This is a genomic window from Pseudomonas sp. O230, assembly GCF_045447035.1.
Lineage (GTDB): Bacteria > Pseudomonadota > Gammaproteobacteria > Pseudomonadales > Pseudomonadaceae > Aquipseudomonas.
This window is the reverse complement of sequence record NZ_JBJGXN010000001.1, coordinates 365,255-388,245: the sequence shown is the minus strand read 5'-3', so window position 1 is coordinate 388,245 and position 22,991 is coordinate 365,255. Positions and strand designations below refer to the sequence as shown.

General features: G+C 59.4%; 24 protein-coding genes and 1 other RNA gene. 15 read left to right on the top strand and 10 right to left on the bottom strand.

What is annotated here, in order from left to right; genetic code table 11:
- Positions 1-15: 15 nt before the first annotated feature.
- Positions 16-576 (bottom strand): YecA family protein, encoded by a 561-nt coding sequence (locus ACI77H_RS01880; RefSeq protein WP_407010084.1) that lies wholly within the window; start codon positions 574-576, stop codon positions 16-18.
- A gap of 130 nt (positions 577-706) precedes the next feature.
- Between ACI77H_RS01880 and ACI77H_RS01875 the strand changes: the two genes are divergently transcribed.
- From ACI77H_RS01875 to ACI77H_RS01860, 4 genes are all read left to right on the top strand, one after another.
- A complete protein-coding gene (locus tag ACI77H_RS01875) occupies positions 707-916 on the top strand; it encodes a TIGR02449 family protein (RefSeq protein WP_007942437.1) in 210 nt (69 codons plus the stop codon).
- Positions 913-1,230: a cell division protein ZapA gene (locus ACI77H_RS01870; protein ID WP_017341388.1), complete on the top strand. Its 318-nt coding sequence runs from the start codon at positions 913-915 to the stop codon at positions 1,228-1,230. The genes ACI77H_RS01875 and ACI77H_RS01870 overlap by 4 nt, the downstream gene beginning before the upstream one ends.
- Before the next feature lie 30 nt (positions 1,231-1,260).
- Positions 1,261-1,439: non-coding RNA, 6S RNA (gene ssrS, locus ACI77H_RS01865), on the top strand.
- Between the two features lie 86 nt (positions 1,440-1,525).
- The gene (locus ACI77H_RS01860; protein WP_008024267.1) at positions 1,526-2,131 is read left to right on the top strand and encodes a 5-formyltetrahydrofolate cyclo-ligase; all 606 of its coding nucleotides are present in this window, start codon (positions 1,526-1,528) and stop codon (positions 2,129-2,131) included.
- A 35-nt stretch (positions 2,132-2,166) separates the two neighbouring features.
- Here the strand turns inward: ACI77H_RS01860 and ACI77H_RS01855 are convergent, their stop codons facing one another.
- Positions 2,167-2,319 carry a hypothetical protein gene (locus ACI77H_RS01855; protein ID WP_008024268.1) on the bottom strand — a complete coding sequence of 51 codons (153 nt, stop codon included), beginning with the start codon at positions 2,317-2,319 and terminating at the stop codon, positions 2,167-2,169.
- A 201-nt stretch (positions 2,320-2,520) separates the two neighbouring features.
- On the opposite strand from ACI77H_RS01855, the gene ACI77H_RS01850 reads away from it, so the two are divergent.
- The 4 genes from ACI77H_RS01850 to ACI77H_RS01835 all read left to right on the top strand — a co-directional run bounded on the left by ACI77H_RS01850 (position 2,521) and on the right by ACI77H_RS01835 (position 7,907).
- Entirely contained in the window at positions 2,521-2,970 is a 450-nt protein-coding gene (locus tag ACI77H_RS01850; protein WP_407010083.1) for an EVE domain-containing protein, read from the top strand.
- Positions 2,971-3,103: 133 nt separating this feature from the next.
- Positions 3,104-4,069 carry an HlyD family secretion protein gene (locus tag ACI77H_RS01845; RefSeq protein WP_407010082.1) on the top strand — a complete coding sequence of 322 codons (966 nt, stop codon included), beginning with the start codon at positions 3,104-3,106 and terminating at the stop codon, positions 4,067-4,069.
- A complete protein-coding gene (gene rbbA, locus ACI77H_RS01840) occupies positions 4,066-6,789 on the top strand; it encodes a ribosome-associated ATPase/putative transporter RbbA (protein ID WP_407010081.1) in 2,724 nt (907 codons plus the stop codon). Before ACI77H_RS01845 ends, rbbA begins: the two co-directional genes overlap by 4 nt.
- Positions 6,789-7,907, top strand: coding sequence for an ABC transporter permease (locus tag ACI77H_RS01835; protein WP_407010080.1), 1,119 nt, complete (start codon positions 6,789-6,791; stop codon positions 7,905-7,907). Before rbbA ends, ACI77H_RS01835 begins: the two co-directional genes overlap by 1 nt.
- Positions 7,908-7,994: 87 nt before the next feature.
- On the opposite strand, the gene ACI77H_RS01830 is transcribed toward ACI77H_RS01835, so the two are convergent.
- Positions 7,995-8,405 carry a flagellar basal body-associated protein FliL gene (locus ACI77H_RS01830; RefSeq protein WP_407010079.1) on the bottom strand — a complete coding sequence of 137 codons (411 nt, stop codon included), beginning with the start codon at positions 8,403-8,405 and terminating at the stop codon, positions 7,995-7,997.
- A 150-nt stretch (positions 8,406-8,555) separates the two neighbouring features.
- Between ACI77H_RS01830 and ACI77H_RS01825 the strand changes: the two genes are divergently transcribed.
- Entirely contained in the window at positions 8,556-9,533 is a 978-nt protein-coding gene (locus ACI77H_RS01825) for an NADPH:quinone oxidoreductase family protein (RefSeq protein ID WP_407010078.1), read from the top strand.
- Between the two features lie 96 nt (positions 9,534-9,629).
- Here the strand turns inward: ACI77H_RS01825 and ACI77H_RS01820 are convergent, their stop codons facing one another.
- Positions 9,630-10,244 (bottom strand): energy transducer TonB, encoded by a 615-nt coding sequence (locus tag ACI77H_RS01820; RefSeq protein WP_407010077.1) that lies wholly within the window; start codon positions 10,242-10,244, stop codon positions 9,630-9,632.
- 329 nt (positions 10,245-10,573) lie between these two features.
- Between ACI77H_RS01820 and glpT the strand changes: the two genes are divergently transcribed.
- On the top strand, positions 10,574-11,923 hold the full coding sequence (gene glpT, locus ACI77H_RS01815) for a glycerol-3-phosphate transporter (protein WP_150632091.1): 1,350 nt from the start codon (positions 10,574-10,576) through the stop codon (positions 11,921-11,923).
- Here the strand turns inward: glpT and ACI77H_RS01810 are convergent.
- From ACI77H_RS01810 to ACI77H_RS01785, 6 genes are all read right to left on the bottom strand, one after another.
- Entirely contained in the window at positions 11,899-12,567 is a 669-nt protein-coding gene (locus ACI77H_RS01810; protein WP_407010076.1) for a gamma-glutamylcyclotransferase, read from the bottom strand. The two genes, glpT and ACI77H_RS01810, sit on opposite strands and share 25 nt — an antisense overlap.
- A gap of 208 nt (positions 12,568-12,775) precedes the next feature.
- The gene (locus tag ACI77H_RS01805; RefSeq protein ID WP_407010075.1) at positions 12,776-13,744 is read right to left on the bottom strand and encodes a CDP-6-deoxy-delta-3,4-glucoseen reductase; all 969 of its coding nucleotides are present in this window, start codon (positions 13,742-13,744) and stop codon (positions 12,776-12,778) included.
- Positions 13,744-15,210: a 4-hydroxy-3-polyprenylbenzoate decarboxylase gene (gene ubiD, locus ACI77H_RS01800; RefSeq protein WP_407010074.1), complete on the bottom strand. Its 1,467-nt coding sequence runs from the start codon at positions 15,208-15,210 to the stop codon at positions 13,744-13,746. The genes ACI77H_RS01805 and ubiD overlap by 1 nt, the downstream gene beginning before the upstream one ends.
- Before the next feature lie 140 nt (positions 15,211-15,350).
- A complete protein-coding gene (gene rho / locus ACI77H_RS01795) occupies positions 15,351-16,610 on the bottom strand; it encodes a transcription termination factor Rho (RefSeq protein ID WP_007942421.1) in 1,260 nt (419 codons plus the stop codon).
- 250 nt (positions 16,611-16,860) lie between these two features.
- Complete coding sequence (trxA, locus tag ACI77H_RS01790; protein ID WP_003206727.1) at positions 16,861-17,190, bottom strand: thioredoxin TrxA; 330 nt, start codon at positions 17,188-17,190, stop codon at positions 16,861-16,863.
- Between the two features lie 120 nt (positions 17,191-17,310).
- Positions 17,311-18,018, bottom strand: coding sequence for a FadR/GntR family transcriptional regulator (locus ACI77H_RS01785; protein ID WP_407010073.1), 708 nt, complete (start codon positions 18,016-18,018; stop codon positions 17,311-17,313).
- Positions 18,019-18,272: 254 nt separating this feature from the next.
- Between ACI77H_RS01785 and ACI77H_RS01780 the strand changes: the two genes are divergently transcribed.
- The 5 genes from ACI77H_RS01780 to ppx all read left to right on the top strand — a co-directional run bounded on the left by ACI77H_RS01780 (position 18,273) and on the right by ppx (position 22,856).
- Positions 18,273-19,058, top strand: a complete 786-nt coding sequence (locus ACI77H_RS01780) for a transporter substrate-binding domain-containing protein (protein WP_407010072.1) — start codon at positions 18,273-18,275, stop codon at positions 19,056-19,058.
- 21 nt (positions 19,059-19,079) lie between these two features.
- Complete coding sequence (locus tag ACI77H_RS01775) at positions 19,080-19,748, top strand: amino acid ABC transporter permease (RefSeq protein ID WP_407010071.1); 669 nt, start codon at positions 19,080-19,082, stop codon at positions 19,746-19,748.
- A complete protein-coding gene (locus ACI77H_RS01770) occupies positions 19,745-20,395 on the top strand; it encodes an amino acid ABC transporter permease (protein WP_150638095.1) in 651 nt (216 codons plus the stop codon). Before ACI77H_RS01775 ends, ACI77H_RS01770 begins: the two co-directional genes overlap by 4 nt.
- Positions 20,382-21,119 (top strand): amino acid ABC transporter ATP-binding protein, encoded by a 738-nt coding sequence (locus ACI77H_RS01765; RefSeq protein WP_407010070.1) that lies wholly within the window; start codon positions 20,382-20,384, stop codon positions 21,117-21,119. The genes ACI77H_RS01770 and ACI77H_RS01765 overlap by 14 nt, the downstream gene beginning before the upstream one ends.
- 234 nt (positions 21,120-21,353) lie before the next feature.
- The gene (ppx, locus tag ACI77H_RS01760) at positions 21,354-22,856 is read left to right on the top strand and encodes an exopolyphosphatase (RefSeq protein WP_407010069.1); all 1,503 of its coding nucleotides are present in this window, start codon (positions 21,354-21,356) and stop codon (positions 22,854-22,856) included.
- Positions 22,857-22,991: the final 135 nt, after the last annotated feature.

Sequence of the window (22,991 nt, the reverse complement as noted above, 5' to 3'; positions counted from 1 at the left end):
TTTCCTGGCTCGCGATTAATGCAACGACGGTTTGGCGGCGGCCTGTGCGTCCGGCTTCCGGGTCTCGGAGAACAGCAGCAGCGGCGCGACACGCAGGTATTCCATGACTTCCATGTAGTCGCTTTCGCCGTCGTCGGACTCTTCCAGCGCGTCTTGCACCTGGGAGATGGCCGCCAGATCCTGCAACACTTCGGTGGCCTCGGTGCTGAGCATGCTGCTGTCGCGGCAGTTCAGGCCAAAACCGCTGAGGAAGCCCTGGCACCATTGGCCCAGTGCGGCGGCACGGTCAGCCAGCGGTTCGTCATCGGTCGGCAGCAGCAGAACGACGGTCACGTCGTCGCCGGTGAGTTCGCCCTTTACCATCTCTTGCAGGCCGATCAAGGCATTGCGAACGTTGTCTTGCGGCTCGCCTTCGAGCAGCTCGGCGGCATCAACCAGCCAGCCTTCGGCATCGAAACCGGCGCCGGCGCAACTGCGGCCGAGCAGCAGGCCATGCAGTTCGGCGGGCGAGACGTTATGACCGCTGGAAGTCAGCAGGGTGGCGAAGGCTTGGTACGGAGAATTCTGAATGGGCATGGGCAGCTAGGCGCCAGACGGCGCTATGTCTAGAATGAAGGCCTTGTATCCTACATCGACAGACTCGCCAAGACTATTAAAGGCTGTCCGCCCGCGACTACCTCCATCAGTTAGATATTCAGTGGACACAATGGAAGACACCGACCTGCAAGCGCTGATGGCCAGACTCGAATTGCTAATTAGCCGAGTCGAGCAACTTAAGAGTCAAAATGGACTCCTACTAGCTCAGGAAAAGACCTGGCGCGAGGAACGCGCTCACCTCATTGAAAAGAACGAAATCGCCCGGCGTAAGGTCGAATCGATGATTTCGCGCCTCAAGGCCCTGGAGCAAGACTCATGAGTTCAAGCAATAGCGTAACCGTGCAGATCCTCGACAAAGAGTATTCGATCATCTGCCCCCAGGAAGAGCGCAGCAACCTGGTGAGCGCTGCGCGTTACCTGGACGGCAAAATGCGTGAAATCCGCAGCAGCGGCAAAGTCATCGGCGCCGATCGCATCGCCGTGATGGCCGCGCTGAACATCACGCACGACCTGCTGCATAAGCAGGAAAGTCCGGATGTGCAGGTCAGCGGCTCGACCCGTGAGCAGGTGCGCGACCTGCTGGATCGCGTCGATCTGGTGCTCGCTACTGACCCGGACGTCACCAAGGGCTGATTCGCCGAACAGCTTGGGGTATACTCGCGTCACTCCCTGGGGTGCTTGCCAGTTGACGATGTCCCTGAGCCGATTCGCACTACCCTGGAAGTTGCACGTTGGGCTGGTGTGCATGTCCGCTAGACGGAAAGCCTTAAAGCCTACTGCATCTTCCACCTTGAACTTTCGGGTTCAAGGGCTAAGTCAGCAGCGGTTCATCCGGGGAGCCTGATTCCAGTCCGATGCCGGTTTAAATACCGGCATCGGCTTTTTTACGGGTACGCTTTGTGTACCCGCACTGCCGAAGCCCGAACCCATGACCGAACCTGCGCTGCTGCCCCGCCCGCAACTTCGTCGCATGCTGCGCAAGGCCCGCCGCGCACTGACAGCCAGTCAGCAGCGACAGGCCGCTCGCGGGCTGTACAAGCAACTGGCCCAGCAGCCGTTGTTTCGCCGCGCCAAACATATCTCCCTGTACCTGCCCACCGACGGTGAAATCGATCCGCGTCTGTTGCTGCGCGCCGCGCAACGTCGGGGCAAGGCGACTTACCTGCCAGTGCTCAGTGCCTGGCCGCGAACCAAAATGGTGTTTCAGCGGATTCGCCCCGGCGAAAAACTCCAACCCAATCGCTTCCGTATTCTCGAACCCAGGCACAACCTCGCCCGGCAACGCAAAGTCTGGGCGCTCGATCTGGTGTTGTTGCCGCTTGTGGGGTTCGACGATGTCGGTGGCCGACTTGGCATGGGCGGTGGTTTTTACGACCGGAGCCTGGCGTATCTGGCGCGGCGCAAAAACTGGCGCAAGCCGACGCTGTTGGGGCTGGCCCATGAATGTCAGAAGGTCGGACGACTGGCTCAAGCGAGCTGGGATGTGCCGTTGCAAGGAACGGTGACAGACAAGGCGTGGTATTTCGCAGACTAGACGCCACTGGAATCAGCGGCGTCGAAAAGACAGTTTCAGCGCTTGAAGGCCGACGGCTGTTGTTGCTGCGCGATTTCAATCGGCGCATCGGTCTTGTTGCTCCACAGGCTTTGGGCATAGCCAGTGGTCACGACGCCAAGGCCGAACAAAATAACCAATATCCATAGTAAATCCGGTTTGCGTTTCATCGATTGCCCCCCAAAGGCACATCAACACGATGACAGCAGCGGTTTCCGTTGTAGGTGTAGGCCGTGCAGCAGCGTCAAGCTTAGAAGGCCGGCATTTTGCGACAACGTGAACCGACACGCAAACGCTGGCGTCAACCGACCGTCGGTTTGTCATAAAATTGCCCGACAACTTGCCCACCTGACTCGCAAGGAGCAAAAACCATGGCCTATTGGCTGATGAAATCCGAGCCCGACGAACTCTCGATCAAGGGTCTGGAGAAGCTTGGCAAAGCGCGCTGGGACGGGGTTCGCAACTACCAGGCGCGTAACTTTTTGCGGGCCATGGCGGTGGGGGATGAGTTTTTCTTCTATCACTCCAGCTGCCCAGAACCAGGAATCGCCGGAATCGGGAAAATAGTCGAAGCCGCGTATCCCGATCCAACGGCGCTGGAGCCGGAGAGTCATTACTACGATCCCAAGGCCACCGTTGAGAAAAACGCCTGGAGCGCGATTGATGTTGCGCACGTCGAGACGTTTTCCAAAGTGCTCAAACTGGATTATTTGAAACAGCAGACGGCGCTGGCGGAAATGCCTTTGGTGCAGAAAGGTTCGCGGTTGTCGGTGATGCCGGTGACTGCCGAGCAATGGGCCGCAGTGCTCGATTTGCGCTAAATACAGCAGAACCACTCAGTCATCCTCTTTTTAGTCACTCGATCGCGTAGGCTTGCCTCTTGAATTGACTGGTATCAAATCGTCTTGGTGTCAAATTCGCCAGACTAGGACGCAACAGCCGCAGGATGCTCGCATGTCTACCCATAGCCGCTCTTCGATTTTTTTCGCCAGTGCCTTGATGGCCCTGCTATTGGCTGCCGGTGGTTTCGGATATTGGAAGTCCATGCATGACCGTTTACCCGAAGGTTTGTATGTCGGTAACGGTCGCCTCGAAGCCACCGAAGTACAGATCGCCAGCAAGACACCGGGGCGCCTGGCCGAGGTGCTTGTCGATGAAGGCGACAAGGTGACCAAGGGCCAACTGCTGGCACGCATGGACACCCGCACCCTCGAAGCCCAGCGCAGCCAGGCCGAAGCCGAGGTGCTGCGCGCCCGGGAAAATCTTTCCGCTGCCCAGGCCAATGTCCAACTGCGCCAGAGCGAACATCTGCTGGCCCAACAGGAACTCAACCGCTCACAGGAGCTGTTCAAGCACGGTTTCGTGAGTGGCCAGATCATTGATCAACAAAAGGCCCGCCTCGACACCGGCAGTGCCGCGGTTGCAGCGTCCCGGGCACAGGTGTCGGCCGTCGGCGCGGCGATTGGTGCCGCACAGGCACAGGTTGCGATGTTGACCAGCGAAATAGATGACAGCAGCCTGCGGGCGCCTATCGATGGGGTCATCCAGCTGCGCATGGCCGAACCCGGCGAAGTGCTCGGCGCTGGCGGACGCGTTCTGCTGCTGATCGACCCCAACGACCAGTACATGAACCTCTATCTCCCCGCCTCGGTAACAGGTCGCCTGGCGGTCGGCGACGATGCGCGAATCCTGCTCGACGCCCTGCCCGACCACCCACTTCCGGCAAAAATCAGCTTCGTCGCAGGCAAGTCGCAGTTCACCCCCAAAGAAGTCGAGACCCGCGATGAGCGGCAAAAACTGGTGTTTCGCGTCAAGCTGCGCCTGACCGATCCGAGCGCCCTGCCCCAGGCTAAACCGGGTATGCCAGGTGCCGGGTATGTGCGCACCGCGCCGACTGACTGGCCGGCCAATCTGCAATGACCAGCCTGGCGCTGCAAGCGACCGGCATCAATCACCGCTACGGCCAGCAGCAGGCGCTGAGCGATATCCATTTCAGCCTGCCCGCAGGAACCCGCTGCGGGCTCATAGGGCCCGATGGCGCCGGCAAGTCCAGCCTGCTGGGGTTGATCGCGGGGGTGAAAATCCTGCAGGAGGGTCAGCTGGAAGTGCTCGGTGGCTCCATCCAGGATCGCCGCCATCGCAGCAGTCTTTATGCCCGAATTGCGTTTATGCCCCAAGGTCTGGGCGGCAACCTGTATCCCGAATTGTCTATCAGCGAGAACATTCAGTTTTTTGCCACCCTGTTCGGCCTGTCGAAAGCTGAATGCAATCAACGTATGCACAACCTCTTGCTGGCCACCGATCTTTTGCGATTTTGCGATCGTCCGGCGGGCAAGCTCTCCGGCGGCATGAAACAAAAGCTCGGACTCTGTTGCGCGCTGATCCATGAGCCAGACCTGCTGATCCTCGACGAGCCGACCACCGGGGTCGATCCCTTGTCTCGCCGGCATTTCTGGGAACTGGTCGACGACGTCCGCCGACAACGCCCGCAACTGACATTGCTGGTGGCCACGGCTTATATGGAAGAAGCCGAGCAATTCGAGCACTGCCTGATGCTCGACGCCGGCAAGCTGATTGCCACAGGGCTGACCGGCGAACTGGCAGCAGCGACGCCGAGCGGCAAACTTGACGCTGCATTCACGCATTTTCAGGACGACGGCAGCCAAGACAAACCGGCATTGGTGATTCCATCCAGAACCGGCGACAACGCGGACATCGCCATCGAAGCCCACGAATTGACCTTGCGCTTCGGCGATTTCACCGCCGTCAACAAGGTCAGTTTTGCCATTGGCCGAGGCGAAATTTTCGGTTTTCTCGGCTCCAACGGGTGCGGCAAAACCACCACCATGAAAGTTTTAACCGGGCTTATTCCGGCCAGTGAAGGCAGCGCCACATTGCTGGGCAATCCGGTGAATGCCAAGGACCTGGCGACACGCAAACGCGTCGGGTTCATGTCCCAGAGCTTTTCCCTGTACGGCGAACTCAGTGTCCGGCAGAACCTTGACTTGCATGCCCGGCTGTTCGATTTACCCAAGGCGGACAGCACTCAACGCATCAACGAACTGATCCAGCGCTTCAATCTGGGCAGCGTCGCCGATCAACAGTCCGGCGCCCTGCCCTTGGGTCTGCGCCAGAGACTGTCACTGGCCGTGGCCGTGCTGCATCGTCCGGAAGTGCTGATTCTCGACGAGCCGACTTCCGGCGTAGACCCGGCGGCGCGCGATGATTTTTGGCGATTGCTGGTCGAGCTCTCGCGTGAGCAAGGCGTAACAATCTTTCTTTCCACGCACTTCATGAACGAAGCCCAGCGGTGTGACCGCATCTCGCTGATGCACGCCGGCCAGGTACTTGCCTGCGACACCCCTGCGGCGCTGCAACAGCAGTTCAAGGGCGAGACCCTGGAAGCGGCGTTTGTCACGTGCCTGGAACAGGTCCAAGCCCCCATGGAAACCCCGGCGCCGGTAGCGTCCGACGAGCCACCGGTCAAACGCACCACGCCGCTGAAGGAACGTCGCTTCAGTCTCGGGCGCCTGGTGGCGGTGGCCAGCCGCGAAGGCAAGGAGTTGCTACGCGATAAAGTGCGGATGGCATTTGCCTTTCTCGGCGCCATTTTCATGATGGTGATCTTCGGCTACGGCATCTCCCTGGACGTGGAAAAACTCGCCTTCGCGGTCTTCGATCAAGACCAGACACCCCAGAGTCGCGCGTATCTGGAAGCGTTTCGCGGTTCTCGTTACTTCGACGAACAACCGCCCATTCGCGACGCGAAAGAATTGCACCGCCGCCTTCAACGCTCGGAAATCAAACTGGCGCTGGAGATTCCACCGGGATTTGGACGGGATTTGTACGCCGCTCGACAGCCCGTCGTGGCGGCCTGGCTCGATGGCGGCATGCCTTTTCGGGCCGAGACCAGCCGCAATTACGTGGAAGCGGTGCACCAGGCCAACATTGAACAACTGGCCGAGCAGAGCAGCCCGGCGTTGAAAGGGCAGGCGGCAGCCAAACTGGAAACCCGTTTCCGTTACAACCAGGATGTCGTCAGCGTCAATGCCATCGGCCCGGGAGTCATGGCACTGATCCTGGCGTTCATCCCCGCCATGCTGACGGCGCTGGGTATTGTCCGGGAGAAAGAACTGGGGTCGATCACCAATTTTTACGCCACGCCGCTGACCCGACTGGAGTTCCTGCTGGGCAAGCAGGCCCCTTATCTGGCCATCAGCCTGATCAACCTCGCCGTGCTGGTCGCCATGAATCGCTGGCTGTTCGGCGTGCCGTTCAAGGGCAGCGGTCTGACCCTGGCATTGGGCGGGCTGCTCTATGTGTTGGCAACCACCAGCATGGGCCTGCTGATCTCATCGTTCACCCGAACCCAAATTGCCGCAATCCTCGGCACGATGATCATCACCAGCCTGCCGACTATCCAGTTTTCCGGGTTGATCGTGCCACGCTCATCACTCGACGGTGCTGCAGCGATCATGGGGATGTTGTTTCCAGCCGGCTACTTCCTTGATCTTGCCGTCGGAACGTTCACCAAAGCTCTGGACCTGCGTCAGTTATGGCCACAATGCCTGGCATTGTTCGGATTCTTTCTGGGGTTCACCGGGCTCAGTCTGATCATGCTGAAAAAGCAGGAGGCCTGATGCATAAGTGTGCGCATATCCTGCGACTGGGTCTCAAGGAACTGACCAGCCTGCGACACGACAGCGTGTTGCTGCTGTTCCTGTTCTACGCCTTCACCGTAGCGATCTACATGCCCGCCGCCGGTTCGGTGATCGGTGTCCACAACGCCAGCGTGGCCATCGTGGACGAAGACCACAGTCACCTGTCGCGACAACTGGCCCAGGCCCTGCTACCACCGGAGTTCCAGCCACCGGTGTTGCTGCCTTACGGGCAACTCGATCAAGTCATGGACAGTGGTCGGTATACGTTCGTGATCAACGTACCGGCCGGTTTCCAGACAGACTTGTTGGCCGGTCGCCAGCCGGCGCTGCAAGTCAACGTCGATGCCACAGCCATGAGCCAGGCGTTCATGGGCGCAGGTTATATCGGGCGGATTTTTCAGCGCGAACTGCTGAACTATACCGGCCAGAGCAATGCCGCCAGCCAGTCCCCGGCGCTGCTTACCACCCGCTCGCTGTTCAATACCAATCTGGAAGGCGGCTGGTTTCTGGCGGTGATTCAAATCGTCAACAACATCACCATCCTCGCCATCATCCTGACCGGCACGGCGTTGCTGCGTGAACGCGAGCACGGCACCCTCGACCATCTACTGGTGCTACCGCTGACGGCGCTGGAAATCATGTTGGCGAAAATCTGGAGCAACATGCTGGTGGTGGTGCTGTGCACGTGGCTATCGCTGGAAGTGATTGTCAAAGGTGCGCTGGGCGTGCCGCTGGCCGGCTCGATGAGTCTGTTTTTGCTGGTCACCGCGGTTTATCTATTCGCCAGCACAGCACTGGGAATTTTCCTCGCGACCCTTGCCCGGTCTACCCCACAGTTCGGCCTGCTGGCCATTCCGGTGATCATTCCGATGTTGCTGTTGTCCGGTGGCAGCACACCGCTCGACAGCATGCCGCAATGGCTGCAATGGGTGATGCAGGGCTCGCCGTCAACGCACTTTGTCAGCCTGAGCGCCGCGATATTGTTTCGTGATGCCGGGTTGAGTGTGGTGTGGCCGGACCTGCTGGCGCTCACGGTGATCGGCCTGCTGTTCTTCGCGATTGCATTGCTGCGGTTTCGCCGGAGCCTGACGTCCTGAAGCATTGACCATTGGCGCCGCATGGCTTCCAGCGATGGCACTCTGAAGGCACCATCGCTGGCAAGCCAGCGCCCTTGAGATCCGGACTTACTGAATAATCAGGTTGTTGAACAACAGATCCTCAACCACCGGCTTGCCGGTTTCATCGTTCATGATTTGCTGGGTCTGCTTCAAGGCTTCCTGACGCAGCTTTTCCTTTCCCTCGATGCTGTTCATCGCCTCGGTGGTTTGCTGGGTGAACAACGCCACCAGTTGATTGCGAATCAACGGTTCATTGGCCTTCACCAGTTTGGCCGCCTCATCACCGGTGACCCGCAACGCCACGTCAGCCTTGAAGACCTTCAACTTCGGCGTGCCATCCAACCCGTAGTTACCCACGAATGGCGGGCTCAGGGTCAGGTAGCTGACTTTCGGGGCTTCACCTTCTTTGGCGGCTTCTTCAGCCACTGCTGCCACAGGCAGAGACAGGGCCAGCAACAACATGATCCACGCTTTCACAATTCGCTCCTTATCCGGTTTGCGGCCTAGCATAACGACCCGCCGCGCAAGCACAAGCTTATGGCTGACTATCAGGGCGGGGCATGCTCGTTGACCCGTTGACTCACACACCTACACTTATCGGCCATCACTCCCAAAGGAATAGCCCTGATGAAAGCCGTGCTGTGCAAAGCCTTCGGCCCTGCCGAATCGCTGGTGCTGGAAGACGTCGCCAGTCCTGTCGCGAAGAAGAACGAAATCCTGCTGGACGTGCACGCCGCCGGGGTGAATTTCCCGGACACGCTGATCATCGAGGGCAAATACCAGTTCAAGCCGCCCTTCCCGTTTTCTCCGGGCGGCGAAGCGGCTGGCGTCGTCAGCGCGGTAGGCGAAAAGGTCAGCCACCTGAAAGTCGGCGATCGGGTCATGGCCCTCACCGGTTGGGGCAGTTTCGCCGAGCAGGTCGCCGTTCCGGGTTACAACGTGCTGCCGATCCCGCCGTCCATGGACTTCAACACCGCCGCTGCTTTCAGCATGACTTACGGCACCTCTATGCACGCGCTCAAGCAACGCGGCAACCTGCAACCGGGTGAAACCCTGCTGGTGCTGGGTGCCTCCGGCGGTGTCGGCCTGGCCGCCGTGGAAATCGGCAAAGCCATGGGCGCCCGCGTGATTGCCGCCGCCAGTAGCGCCGAAAAACTCGCCGTAGCCAAGGCTGCCGGCGCCGATGAACTGATCAACTACAGCGAAACCAGCCTGAAGGACGAAATCAAGCGCCTCACCGACGGCCAGGGCGCCGACGTGATCTACGACCCGGTGGGCGGCGACCTGTTCGACCAGGCCATCCGCGCCATCGCCTGGAACGGCCGCCTGCTGGTGGTGGGCTTCGCCAGCGGACGCATTCCGGAACTGCCGGTCAACCTCGCCCTGCTTAAAGGCGCCGCGGTGGTTGGCGTGTTTTGGGGCTCGTTTGCTCAGCGCCAGCCTCAGGACAATGCGGCGAATTTCCAGCAGCTGTTTGGCTGGTTTGCCGAGGGCAAGTTGAAGCCACTGGTGTCGCAGGTGTATCCGCTGAGCAATGCGGCGCAGGCAATCAATGATCTTGGCCAGCGCAAGGCGATTGGGAAAGTGGTGGTGCAGGTTCGCTGAATCGCAGCAGGATGCAAAAAGGCCAGGACAACTGATGAGGTTGTTCTGGCTTTTTCGATACATGACTGGAAAACAGACAGCGCTTCATGTTTCCAATCAAAGTAACTCGCGAATTTCCTTCGGCAGAAAATGCACATACCGCGTCGCCTGATGCGTATTACAACGCCGAATAATCGAAGGCACGCTCTTGTTGAGTTTAGCGATGAGCTCCAGACGTCTCGCCTCCGGCAATTGCGCGGGCGAAAGGGAGTGAGTGAGGTAACTGCGCGTCCAGCTGAACACCGGCATGTCCACCCACGAGTAATCTGCAAGCCGCAGTGCTGCCTTGGCGACCTCACCACAACTCAACTTTTTCAACGCCTCGTTGGCATGAATCGGCATCTTGTCGTCCAGTCTGAACACCATCGGCGCGACCACCTGGATTTGCGCGGGTCGCTCGATGGAAATCTCCCAGGGCTTGTATCGCCATTGGCTTACCGCCGTTCGGGAGGCTTCGACAAGATCGGGATGAGCGTCCTTTGAGGCCTCGACCTGGCTGACCGATCCGTCGGCATGGACGGTAAAACTGACATTCAGCGCGCCGGTTATACCGCTTCGGGAAAGTGCTACAGGGTAAACCGGCTTGGGATTGTTCTCCGGAATCAGGAACACCTCGCCAGCCCTGACTTCGATGGACAAAACCAGCAAAAGCACACACAAAAACCACCGCATAACTCCCACTCCTTCGCGACTGAAAAGCCAGATCTGGCAACAGCACATAGGGTAAGGCTCGATGATTTTTTGCATAACGCCATGGCTTCCCCTTTAGACGCAGGACGTTTCCCAAAGCCCCGCCCTACTCTGGACAAAACCGCGTCATAAAGGATCGTCAGGTAACAATTCCCACAGCGCCCTTCACTTATACCTGAGCGACATGTTCGCAAAAGAACATGCGATCTCCAACATTTCCGCTTTTTTGAGGATGCGAACCAGTGCTATTTTCGGTAACGAAACTGTAACATTCGCATCCGCAGTCAAAACAAGAAATCTGGAGCTCTTGAATGTTTGCTTTCTTTCGTCCTGCCGCACATCAGGCTCCATTGCCTGAAGAAAAAATAGACAGCGCCTACCGACGCCATCGCTGGCAGATCTTCGCCGGCATATTCATCGGCTATGCGGGTTACTACCTGCTGCGCAAAAACTTCTCCCTGGCCATGCCCTACCTGATCGAAGAGGGCTATACCCGTGGTGAGCTGGGCCTGGCGTTGTCAGCGATTGCTATCGCTTACGGCTTGTCCAAGTTCCTGATGGGCATTGTTTCCGACCGTTCCAACCCGCGCTTCTTCCTGCCATTCGGCCTGCTGGTTTCTGCCGGCGTGATGTTCATTTTCGGTTTCGCGCCTTGGGCGACGTCCAGCGTGACCATCATGTTCATCCTGCTGTTTATCAATGGCTGGGCGCAGGGCATGGGTTGGCCGCCGAGTGGCCGGACCATGGTCCACTGGTGGTCGCAGAAGGAACGCGGGGGCGTGGTGTCCTTGTGGAACGTGGCGCACAACGTCGGCGGCGGCCTGATCGGCCCACTGTTCCTGCTCGGCATGGGCCTGTTCAATGACTGGCACGCGGCGTTTTACGTGCCTGCAGCAGTGGCCATGGCCGTGGCGGTGTTTGCCTTCGCCACCATGCGCGACACGCCACAATCGGTTGGCCTGCCGCCGATCGAGAAGTACAAGAACGACTACCCGGAAGGCTACGACGCCAGCCATGAAGAAGAATTCAGCGCCAAGGAAATCTTCGTCAAATACGTCCTGCGCAACAAAATGCTCTGGTACATCGCCATGGCTAACGTCTTTGTCTACCTGCTGCGTTACGGCGTGCTGGACTGGGCACCGACCTACCTCAAGGAAGCCAAAGGCTTCAGCGTGGATAAAACCTCGTGGGCGTATTTCCTCTACGAGTGGGCTGGTATTCCCGGGACGCTGTTGTGCGGCTGGATGTCGGACAAGATCTTCCGTGGCAACCGTGGCCTGACCGGCATGGTGTTCATGGCGCTGGTGACCGTGGCGACGTTGGTGTATTGGCTGAACCCGGCCGGCAACCCGACGGTCGACATGATCGCGCTGATCTCGATTGGTTTCCTGATCTACGGTCCGGTCATGCTGATCGGCTTGCAAGCGCTGGAACTGGCACCGAAGAAAGCCGCCGGTACGGCAGCGGGCTTCACCGGCTTGTTCGGTTACTTGGGTGGATCAGTCGCGGCCAGTGCAGCCATGGGCTACACCGTGGACCATTTCGGCTGGGACGGCGGTTTCGTCTTGCTGATCGGCGCATGCCTGCTGGCGATGGCGTTCCTTGCGCCAACCTTGTGGCACAAACAGGTCGCCAGTCAGTCCCGCGAAGCCATCGCTTGATCGACCTTTGATTTACAGCGCTTGAGCCGCGCCTCCAGATTCCGGTCTGGCATGGCGTGGCTACGCAGGGCGTTGGCGGTCTGCTCGACATAATCGCGAGTGGTGCCGTAACGCCCGCAAGCGTTTTCAAACACATGGCTCAGCACGTGATCCGGCAAGTTACCGGCATAGCTGGGCAAGTGTCGCTCCAACACGAACCCCAGCGCCTGAACCTGGCTGCCATCCTCGAGACGGCAGTTGAGCCAGTGCGGGCGATACGAAGGGAATGGCATTTCGCGCTGCCACAACGCGTAAAGAGAGGCTTCGAGTTGTTCTTCCGGCAAACGATAAGCGAAGCCGCTGCAAGAACCGCCGCGATCCAGGCCAAACACCAACCCTGGCACTTCCGGCGTGCCGCGATGTTCGTGGGACCACAAATACAAACCGCGATGGTAGCCATGCACCCGACCGCGAACGCGCTCAACTGCCGCGCACTCAGGGCGCCAGATCAGCGAGCCATAAGCGAACAACCAGACCGGCCCACCCTTGTGGCGTGCCATGGTCGACTGCATCGAACTGAGCAATTGTTCGTGCGTAAGCTGCGGCCCCAGATCGAGCCGCGGAGGGTAAGCCAGATTCATAAAAGCAGATTCAATGGCGCTCATGGCGAATAGCGTTCAGCTCCCCGCGGGTAATGAATTACTTAATAGAACGCACCGCTGTAACAATAAGGCACATATGTTTTAAGGCAATTTAAGTGCCATGGCACAGTTCTTAAATAATTGCCTGAGTGCGATATAACCTACCGATATTTATATAAATCTATAAATACCGATCGGCTATATAGGGAGTTATAACGATTAAGAGCTTGGCTCAAGAGCGCGGCGCGTACGCAAATACATCCGCACGCATCTGATGAGCATCCATCCCGGCTTCGACCAGAGCATCCAGCGTGCCATAGACCATGGCCGGAGAACCGCTGGCATAGACATGCAGCGCTTTGAGGTCAGAAAAATCCTCGCACACCGCCTCATGCAACATCCCGCAGCGCCCCTGCCAGCCGCACTGATCGCTGACGACTTTATGCAGGAACAGATTGGGCAGTTTCAGCCACTCATCCCAATGCTCGATCTCATAGAAGTCTTCAGGGCGACGTACGCCCCAATACAGGTGCACCGGATGCTTGAAGCCCGAGGCCCGGCAATGTTCGATCAGGCTATGGATCTGGCCCATACCGGTGCCCGCGGCGATCAGCACCAGCGGACCGTCCGGCAACTCCGCCAGATGGGTATCACCGAAGGGCATTTCGATTCGCACCAGCGGATTGCGCTGCAGTTGCTCGATCAGGCTCAACGCACTGCTTTCGCGCGCCAGTACGTGAATTTGCAGGTCACGCCCCGCATGCGGTGCCGAGGCCAGGGAAAAGGCGGATTTCTCGCCGTTCTCCCGCTCGATCATCAAATACTGACCGGCGTGATAACGCGGCGGCTTACCGGCCGGCGTGCGCAGGCTCACACGCCAGGTATCGCCGCCGACATCTTTGCATTCAATGACCTGACACGAGACGCTGCGCACCGGCAATTCTCCCAGCGCGAGCACGCCATCCCACAGCACGATGCAGTCTTCCAGCGGCTCTGCTATGCAAGTGTAGAACTCGCCATGGTCGCGCACACCACCGGCCTGTTCGACCCGTCCTTCCACCAGCAACGCGGCGCACACATGGCAGTTGCCGTTACGACAGCTTTGCGGGCATTCATAGCCCAGACGGCGTGCGCCATCGAGAATCCGCTCGCCGGGCAGAATCTCAAGCACTGCTCCGGAGGGCTGCAAAGTTACACGCATCAATCTATTCCTAACTGATTCCAGATGGCATCGATCCGTTGGGTCACGGCGTCGTCCTTGACGATCACCCGGCCCCACTCGCGAGTGGTTTCGCCCGGCCATTTATGCGTGGCATCGAGCCCCATCTTCGAGCCCAGCCCGGAGACCGGCGAGGCGAAGTCGAGGTAGTCGATCGGCGTGTTGTCGATCATCACCGTGTCGCGCTTGGGGTCCATGCGCGTGGTGATGGCCCAGATCACGTCGTTCCAGTCCCGCGCGTTGATATCGTCGTCTGTGACGATAACGAACTTGGTGTACATGAACTGTCGCAAAAACGACCAGACACCGAGCATTACCCGCTTGGCATGGCCGGGATACGACTTCTTCATGGTCACGATGGCCATGCGGTACGAGCAGCCTTCGGGCGGCAGGTAGAAGTCGGTGATCTCCGGGAACTGCTTCTGCAGGATCGGCACGAACACTTCGTTCAGTGCGACGCCGAGAATCGCCGGCTCATCCGGCGGACGACCGGTGTAGGTGCTGTGGTAGATCGGTTTGATCCGGTGGGTAATGCGCTCGACGGTAAACACCGGGAAGCTGTCGACTTCGTTGTAATAACCGGTGTGGTCGCCGTACGGACCTTCGTCGGCCATTTCGCCCGGATGGATCACGCCTTCAAGGATGATTTCGGCGGTGGCCGGGACTTGCAGGTCATTGCCGCGGCACTTCACCAGTTCAGTGCGGTTACCGCGCAGAAGACCGGCGAAAGCGTATTCGGAAAGGCTGTCCGGCACCGGCGTCACGGCGCCGAGGATGGTCGCCGGGTCAGCGCCGAGCGCCACGGAGACCGGGAACGGCTGGCCCGGATGCTTTTCGCACCACTCGCGGTAATCCAGCGCGCCGCCACGGTGGCTGAGCCAACGCATGATGACCTTGTTGCGGCCAATCACTTGCTGACGGTAGATACCGAGGTTCTGCCGGTCCTTGTTCGGACCTTTGGTGACGGTCAGGCCCCAGGTGATCAGCGGCCCGACATCGCCGGGCCAGCAGGTCTGCACCGGCAGCATCGCGAGGTCGACGTCGTCGCCTTCGATGACCACTTCCTGGCACACCGCGTCTTTGACGACTTTAGGTGCCATGGCGATGATCTTGCGGAAGATCGGCAGCTTCGACCAGGCGTCCTTCAAGCCTTTCGGCGGCTCGGGTTCCTTGAGGAACGCCAGCAGCTTGCCGATCTCTCGCAGTTCGCTGACCGCTTCTGCGCCCATGCCCAGCGCAACGCGCTCGGGGGTACCGAACAGGTTGCCGAGGACGGGAATGTCATAGCCCGTCGGGTTTTCGAAAAGCAGGGCCGGACCTTTGGCACGCAAGGTGCGGTCACAGACCTCGGTCATTTCGAGCACCGGGGACACCGGAACCTGGATGCGCTTGAGTTCGCCGCGCTGTTCCAGGCCGCTGATAAAGTCGCGCAAGTCGCGATACTGCATGCGTGAGCCTCGTATTGGCCGTGGCGTTCGGGGGCTGGCAGTTTAGCGCCGAACCCCTGTGTTCAGAACAACGAAGTGCCGTTCATCAAAAATCAGATAGCAAAAAGCCGGGTTTCCCCGGCTTTTGCTGGTCTATCGACTTACTTGCGTTTCATCGACAGGAAGAACTCATCGTTGGTCTTGGTCGTTTTCAGCTTGTCGACCAGGAACTCGATGGCAGCGATTTCGTCCATCGGGTGCAGCAGCTTGCGCAGGATCCACATACGCTGCAACTCGTCGTCGGCCGTCAGCAACTCTTCGCGGCGGGTGCCGGAACGGTTGATGTTGATGGCCGGGAACACGCGTTTTTCAGCGATACGGCGATCCAGCGGCAGTTCCATGTTGCCCGTGCCTTTGAATTCTTCGTAGATCACTTCGTCCATCTTCGAGCCGGTTTCAACCAGCGCGGTGGCGATGATGGTCAGCGAGCCGCCTTCTTCGATGTTCCGCGCGGCGCCGAAGAAACGTTTCGGTTTCTCCAGGGCGTGGGCATCGACACCACCGGTGAGCACTTTGCCGGAGCTCGGGATCACGGTGTTGTAGGCGCGAGCCAGACGGGTGATGGAGTCGAGCAGGATCACCACGTCTTTCTTGTGTTCGACCAGGCGCTTGGCCTTCTCGATCACCATTTCGGCAACCTGCACGTGGCGGGTTGGCGGCTCGTCGAACGTCGAGGCAACCACTTCGCCGCGCACGGTGCGCTGCATTTCGGTTACTTCTTCCGGACGTTCGTCGATCAGCAACACGATCAGATGAACTTCAGGGTTGTTACGTGCGATGTTGGCAGCGATGTTCTGCAACATGATCGTTTTACCGGCTTTCGGCGGTGCAACGATCAGACCGCGCTGGCCTTTGCCGATCGGGGCGCACAGGTCGATGACACGACCGGTCAAGTCTTCGGTGGAACCGTTGCCGGCTTCCATCTTCATGCGCACGGTCGGAAACAGCGGGGTCAGGTTCTCGAAGAGAATCTTGTTTTTCGCATTCTCGGGACGATCGTAGTTGATCGTGTCGACCTTGAGCAGCGCGAAATAACGCTCGCCTTCCTTCGGAGGACGGATCTTGCCAACGATGGTGTCACCGGTGCGCAAGTTGAAACGGCGGATCTGGCTCGGCGAGACGTAGATATCGTCCGGGCCGGCGAGATAGGAAGCGTCAGCGGAGCGCAGGAAGCCGAAGCCGTCCTGGAGAATCTCCAGCACGCCATCACCGGAGATTTCCTCGCCGCTTTTCGCGTGCTTTTTGAGCAGGGAGAAAATCACGTCCTGCTTGCGCGAACGGGCCATATTTTCTATGCCCATCTGTTCGGCCAATTCGAGCAGTTCGGTAATCGGCTTTTGCTTGAGTTCAGTCAGATTCATATAGGAATGACGTAATCATTTATGGAGGGGGGGGAAATTAAGCTTTTGGCTTAATGAGGCCGCGCCGCAGAGAAGGCGACAGGATCGCGTACTTATTCGAAAAGGAGTGCGTCGGCGACGGCTAGCAGGGGGCAGTGGAGAAACCAGTGCGGGGCCGAATGTACCACCTGAGTTTCGGAGCGTCTAGCCCTCAATAACGAAAAAGCCCCGCAATATGCGGGGCCTTTTTTCGGACACTTTACTGCGACGCTTAGATGTTGGCGTCGAGGAAAGCAGCCAGTTGCGACTTCGACAGTGCGCCGACCTTGGTCGCTTCAACGTTGCCGTTCTTGAACAGCATCAGGGTCGGGATACCACGCACGCCATGCTTGGCCGGGGTTTCCTGGTTTTCGTCGATGTTCAGTTTGGCAACGGTCAGCTTGCCTTTGTAGGTTTCAGCAATCTCGTCCAGAACAGGAGCGATCATTTTGCAAGGGCCGCACCATTCAGCCCAGTAGTCGACCAGTACAGCGCCTTCGGCCTTGAGTACGTCGGCCTCGAAGCTAGCGTCGCTAACGTGTTTGATAAGATCGCTGCTCATGGAAGTCTCCAGGTTGTAAGCAAAAAAACGTGGCCCATCATAGCCGCCCTTCCCTCGTTCAGGAAGGTGCAGATGATTGAGTCTCGCTATGGTGGTCCATGAGTTTGGGTATAGCTCAAGTCAGGATGTGGCGGGAGCGACGAAGGCAATTCCGGTGCGCAGCGCGGCATTGCGCACATGTTCGTGCATCGCCTTCTGCGCCGCAGCGGACGAGCGGCGGGCCAGTGCACGGAGGATTTTGCGGTGCTCCTGCCAGGTTTCCATGGCGCGCTCGGCCCGGATGAACGGTAGCTTCTGGCTCTCCAGAAAAATATCGGCACTGGCTGTCAGGATGCTCAACATCGCCTGATTACCGCTGGCCAGCAGGATGCGCCGGTGAAACTCGAAGTCCAGGCGCGCCGCCGCCTCGAAGTCGCCAACCTTCAATTCGTTGCGCATCGCGGCGACGTTGTCCTCCAACGCATCGAGTTCATCGGTGCTCAACGTCACGGCAGCCAGCCCGGCGGCAAAACCTTCCAGGGCATAGCGCAATTGGAAAATATCCAGCGGCGACGCCTGTGCCGCGAATGGCCAGCTCAGCGCCGCATCGGCGCGAGGCAGGTCTACCGGGGCCTGTACGAAAACGCCTTTGCCCGGCTGAATACTGATCACGCCCAATGCACTCAGCGACGACAACGCCTCCCGCAACGACGCCCGACTGACCCCCAATTGCACCGCCAGATCCCGTTGCGAAGGCAAGGCATCCCCCGGCCCGAAACCGTGTTCGGCGATCAATTTGCGGATGGCTTGCAGCGCCACTTCAGGTACAGCTCGGGAGATCGAATTCATGGTTTTCGGACGAACCAGGCGAATGAGCGGCTAGTTTTAAAGCTATTCGCGGCGCCCGGCAAGTCGTGCCCCACCGGGGTTCGGTGATTGGCGAAGATGCGCTATCAGAGTGCAAAACACCGCGCGACTGTTCAGACCAGTAAGACCGAGCAACACCAGCAATTCCGCAGCTTCGCGCCCGCAAAACCGATGTTGGCATGGCCCGTGCTCTGTCGATCCGCAGAAATCATTCCTCGCCGATCCGGAGATTTGCCATGACCCTGCGTTACAGCGCCCTCCTCGCCTCCCTGTTCGCCAGCCTGTTGCTGAGCCAGGCGCCCGCCCATGCCGACGGTCTGGAGGACGTGGTCAAACGCGGCGTCCTCAAGGTTGCCGTGCCTCAGGACTTTCCGCCGTTCGGCTCGGTCGGCCCGGACATGAAACCCCGCGGCCTCGATATCGACACCGCCAAACTGCTGGCCGACCAGCTCAAGGTCAAACTCGAGCTGACCCCCGTCAACAGCACCAACCGTATCCCATTCCTGACCACCGGCAAGGTGGACCTGGTGATTTCCAGCCTCGGCAAGAACCCTGAACGCGAGAAGGTCATCGACTTCTCCAGCGCCTACGCGCCGTTCTACCTCGCGGTGTTCGGCCCGCCGGATGCCGCCATCAAAGGCCTGGACGACCTCAAGGGCAAAACCATCAGCGTCACTCGCGGCGCCATCGAAGACATCGAACTGACCAAAGTTGCCCCCGAAGGCGTAACCATCAAGCGCTTCGAAGACAACAACTCGACCATCGCCGCCTACCTCGCCGGCCAGGTTGACCTGATCGCCAGCGGCAACGTGGTGATGGTCGCGATCAGCGAGAAAAACCCGAAACGCGTACCGGCGCTGAAAGTGAAGCTCAAGGACTCGCCGGTCTACGTCGGGGTGAACAAGAACGAGCCAGCGTTGCTGGGCAAGGTCAACCAGATCCTCGCCACCGCCAAGACTGACGGCGCGCTGGAAAAAAACTCACAAACCTGGCTGAAAGAGCCGCTGCCGGCCGATCTTTGATCGTCGCTCGGGAGACTTGATATGGCCTATCAGTTCGACTTTCTGCCGGTGGTGCAAAACACCGACCTGCTGCTGCGCGGTGCGCTGTTCACCCTGGAATTGACGGCCATCGGCGCGGTGCTCGGCGTCGGTCTGGGCATCATCGGTGCGCTGGTGCGGGCGTGGAACATCCGTCCGTTCTCGGCGATCTTCGGGGTTTACGTCGAGTTGATCCGCAACACGCCGTTTCTGGTGCAGCTGTTTTTCATCTTCTTCGGTTTGCCGTCGCTGGGCCTGCAGATCTCTGAATGGCAGGCGGCGGTGCTGGCGATGGTGATCAACCTCGGCGCTTATTCCACCGAGATCATCCGCGCCGGCATTCAAGCGATTCCGCGAGGACAGCTGGAAGCCGCAGCGGCGCTGGCGATGAGCCGTTTCGAAGCCTTCCGCCACGTGATTCTGCTGCCAGCGCTGGGCAAGGTGTGGCCGGCGCTGAGCAGCCAGATCATCATCGTCATGCTCGGCTCGGCGGTCTGTTCCCAAATCGCCACCGAAGAGCTGAGTTTTGCCGCCAACTTCATTCAGTCGCGCAACTTCCGCGCCTTCGAAACCTACGCCCTGACCACGCTGATCTACCTGTGCATGGCGCTGCTGATCCGCCAACTGCTGAACTGGATCGGCCGTCGATACATAGCGAGGAGCAGCCAATGAGCGATTTCACCTTCTGGGACATCGTGCGCAACTTGCTCACAGGGCTGCAATGGACGCTGGCGTTGTCGCTGGTGGCGTTTATCGGCGGCGGGTTGATCGGCTTGCTGATCATGGTCATGCGCATTTCGAAAAAAGCCCTGCCACGCAACGTTGCACGCACCTACATCGAGCTGTTCCAGGGCACGCCGCTGTTGATGCAGCTGTTCCTGGTGTTCTTCGGGGTGGCGCTGGCCGGAGTGGAAATCTCCGCGTGGATGGCGGCGGCGATTGCCCTGACCCTGTTTACCAGCGCTTACCTGGCAGAGATCTGGCGCGGTTGCGTCGATTCGATCCCCAACGGCCAGTGGGAAGCCTCATCGAGCCTGGCGCTCAACCCGCTGGAGCAACTGCGCTACGTGATCCTGCCGCAAGCGCTGCGCATCGCCGTGGCGCCGACCGTGGGGTTTTCGGTGCAAGTGGTCAAAGGCACCGCCGTGACCTCGATCATTGGCTTCACCGAACTGACCAAGACCGGCGGGATGCTTGCCAATGCGACCTTCGAACCGTTCATGGTCTACGGCCTCGTCGCCCTCGGCTACTTCCTGCTCTGCTACCCCTTGTCCCTCAGTGCGCGCTACCTGGAAAGGAGACTGCATGCCTCTGCTTAGAATTTCCGCCCTGCATAAATATTACGGCGACCACCATGTGCTTAAAGGCATCGATCTCAGCGTCGAGGAAGGCCAGGTGGTGGCGATCATCGGCCGCAGCGGCTCGGGCAAATCGACACTGCTGCGCACGTTGAACGGCCTGGAGTCGATCAACGACGGCGTGATCGAAGTCGACGGTGAATACCTCGACGCGGCCCGCGCCGATCTGCGCAGCCTGCGGCAGAAGGTCGGGATGGTGTTTCAACAGTTCAACCTGTTTCCGCACCTGACGGTGGGCGAGAACGTGATGCTCGCGCCGCAGGTGGTGCAGAAAGTGCCCAAGGCCAGAGCCAAGGAGCTGGCGCGGGAGATGCTGGAACGGGTCGGGCTGGGGGAAAAGTTTGATGCGTTCCCGGATCGACTGTCCGGCGGTCAGCAACAGCGGGTGGCGATTGCCCGGGCTTTGGCGATGTCGCCCAAAGTCTTGCTGTGCGACGAGATCACCTCGGCGCTGGACCCGGAACTGGTCAATGAGGTGCTGAGCGTGGTCCGGCAACTGGCCAAGGAGGGCATGACGCTGATTATGGTCACCCATGAAATGCGTTTCGCCCGGGAGGTTGGGGATAAGTTGGTGTTCATGCATCTGGGGAAGGTGCATGAGGTGGGGGATCCGAAGATTTTGTTCGCGAATCCGCAGACGGCGGAGTTGGCGAATTTCATCGGGACGGTGGAAGCGACAGCCTGAAGGTTTTTGAGGGTCTGTGATGGCCTCATCGCGGGCAAGCCCGCTCCCACAGGGTTCGCTGTGCGCTTCGATTCCGCGAACGACATAGATCCTTGTGGCAGCGAGCCTGCCCGCGATTGACCGCGCAGCAGCCACCTGCTTTCCTGCGCAGGATCAAGGCTTTGAACACTGCGCGTTGGCGTCAGCCTTTGATCGTGGCACGATGTCTGGGTTATCGACCGAGACCCCCTGACCATGCCGCAATCCCAAGCCAAGAATCTGTCCCTGATCGCCGCAATCGACCTGGGCTCCAACAGCTTTCACATGGTCGTGGCCAAGGCCCAGAACGGCGAAATCCGCATTCTCGAGCGTCTCGGGGAGAAGGTTCAGCTGGCCGCCGGCATCGACGAAGAGCGCAAGCTCAGCGAAGAATCCATGCAGCGCGGGCTCGATTGCCTCAAGCGCTTCGCCCAACTGATCAACGGTATGCCCCAGGGCGCCGTGCGGATCGTCGGCACCAACGCTCTGCGTGAAGCCCGTAACCGCAACGAATTCATCCACCGCGCCGAAGAAATCCTCGGCCACCCGGTAGAAGTCATCTCCGGCCGTGAAGAAGCGCGTCTGATCTACCTCGGCGTGTCCCACACCCTCGCCGACACGCCGGGCAAACGCCTGGTGGCCGACATTGGCGGTGGCAGTACCGAATTCATTATCGGCCAGCGCTTCGAGCCGCTGCTGCGCGAAAGCCTGCAAATGGGTTGCGTCAGCTACACCCAGCGCTATTTCAAGGACGGCAAGATCACCCCGGCCCGCTACGCCCAGGCGTACACGGCGGCGCGGCTGGAGATCATGAGCATCGAACACGCCCTGCATCGCCTGACCTGGGATGAAGCCATCGGCTCTTCGGGCACCATTCGCGCCATCGGTCTGGCGTTGAAGGCCGGCGGGCACGGCACGGGGGAGGTCAACGCCGAGGGCGTGGCCTGGCTCAAGCGCAAGCTGATCAAACTGGGTGACGTCGAGAAAATCGATTTCGAAGGCATCAAGCCTGACCGCCGGGCAATCTTCCCGGCGGGCCTGGCGATTCTCGAAGCAATCTTCGATGCCCTCGAACTGCAACGCATGGATCACTGTGAAGGCGCTCTGCGCGAAGGCGTGCTCTATGACCTGCTGGGCCGTCATCATCATGAAGACGTCCGGGAGCGCACGCTCAGCTCGCTGATGGAGCGTTACCACGTCGATCTGGAACAAGCGGCACGGGTCGAGCGCAAAGCGCTGCATGCCTTCGATCAGGTGGCAGCGGACTGGGATCTGGATGACGGCGTCTGGCGCGAGTTGCTGGGCTGGGCCGCCAAGGTCCATGAAGTGGGCCTGGACATCGCTCACTATCAGTACCACAAACACGGTTCTTACCTGATCGAGCATTCGGACCTGGCCGGGTTCTCCCGCGAAGACCAACTGATGCTCGCGCTACTGGTGCGTGGCCACCGTCGCAATATTCCCAAGGACCGGTTTGCCGATTTCGGCGACGACGGCATCAAGCTGATTCGCCTGTGCGTACTGCTGCGCTTTGCGATCCTGTTCCATCACATCCGCGGCACCCAGGAAATGCCTCAGGTGGTATTGCACGCCAATGGCCATAGCCTGGATGTGCAGTTCCCGGAAAACTGGCTGGACGAAAACCAGCTGACCCAAGCCGACTTCGCGCTTGAAGCGGAATGGCTGACACGGGTTGGTTTCGTGCTCAACGTTCGATAAACCACCGATAACCGCTCGGAAAACACGGGCATGTAGGAGCCGGCGTGCTGGCGATAGGATCTCAGCCTTGCGGTGATTGCAGGATCGTCATCGCTGGCAAGCCAGCTCCCACAGTGACCTGCAAGGGATAGTGGA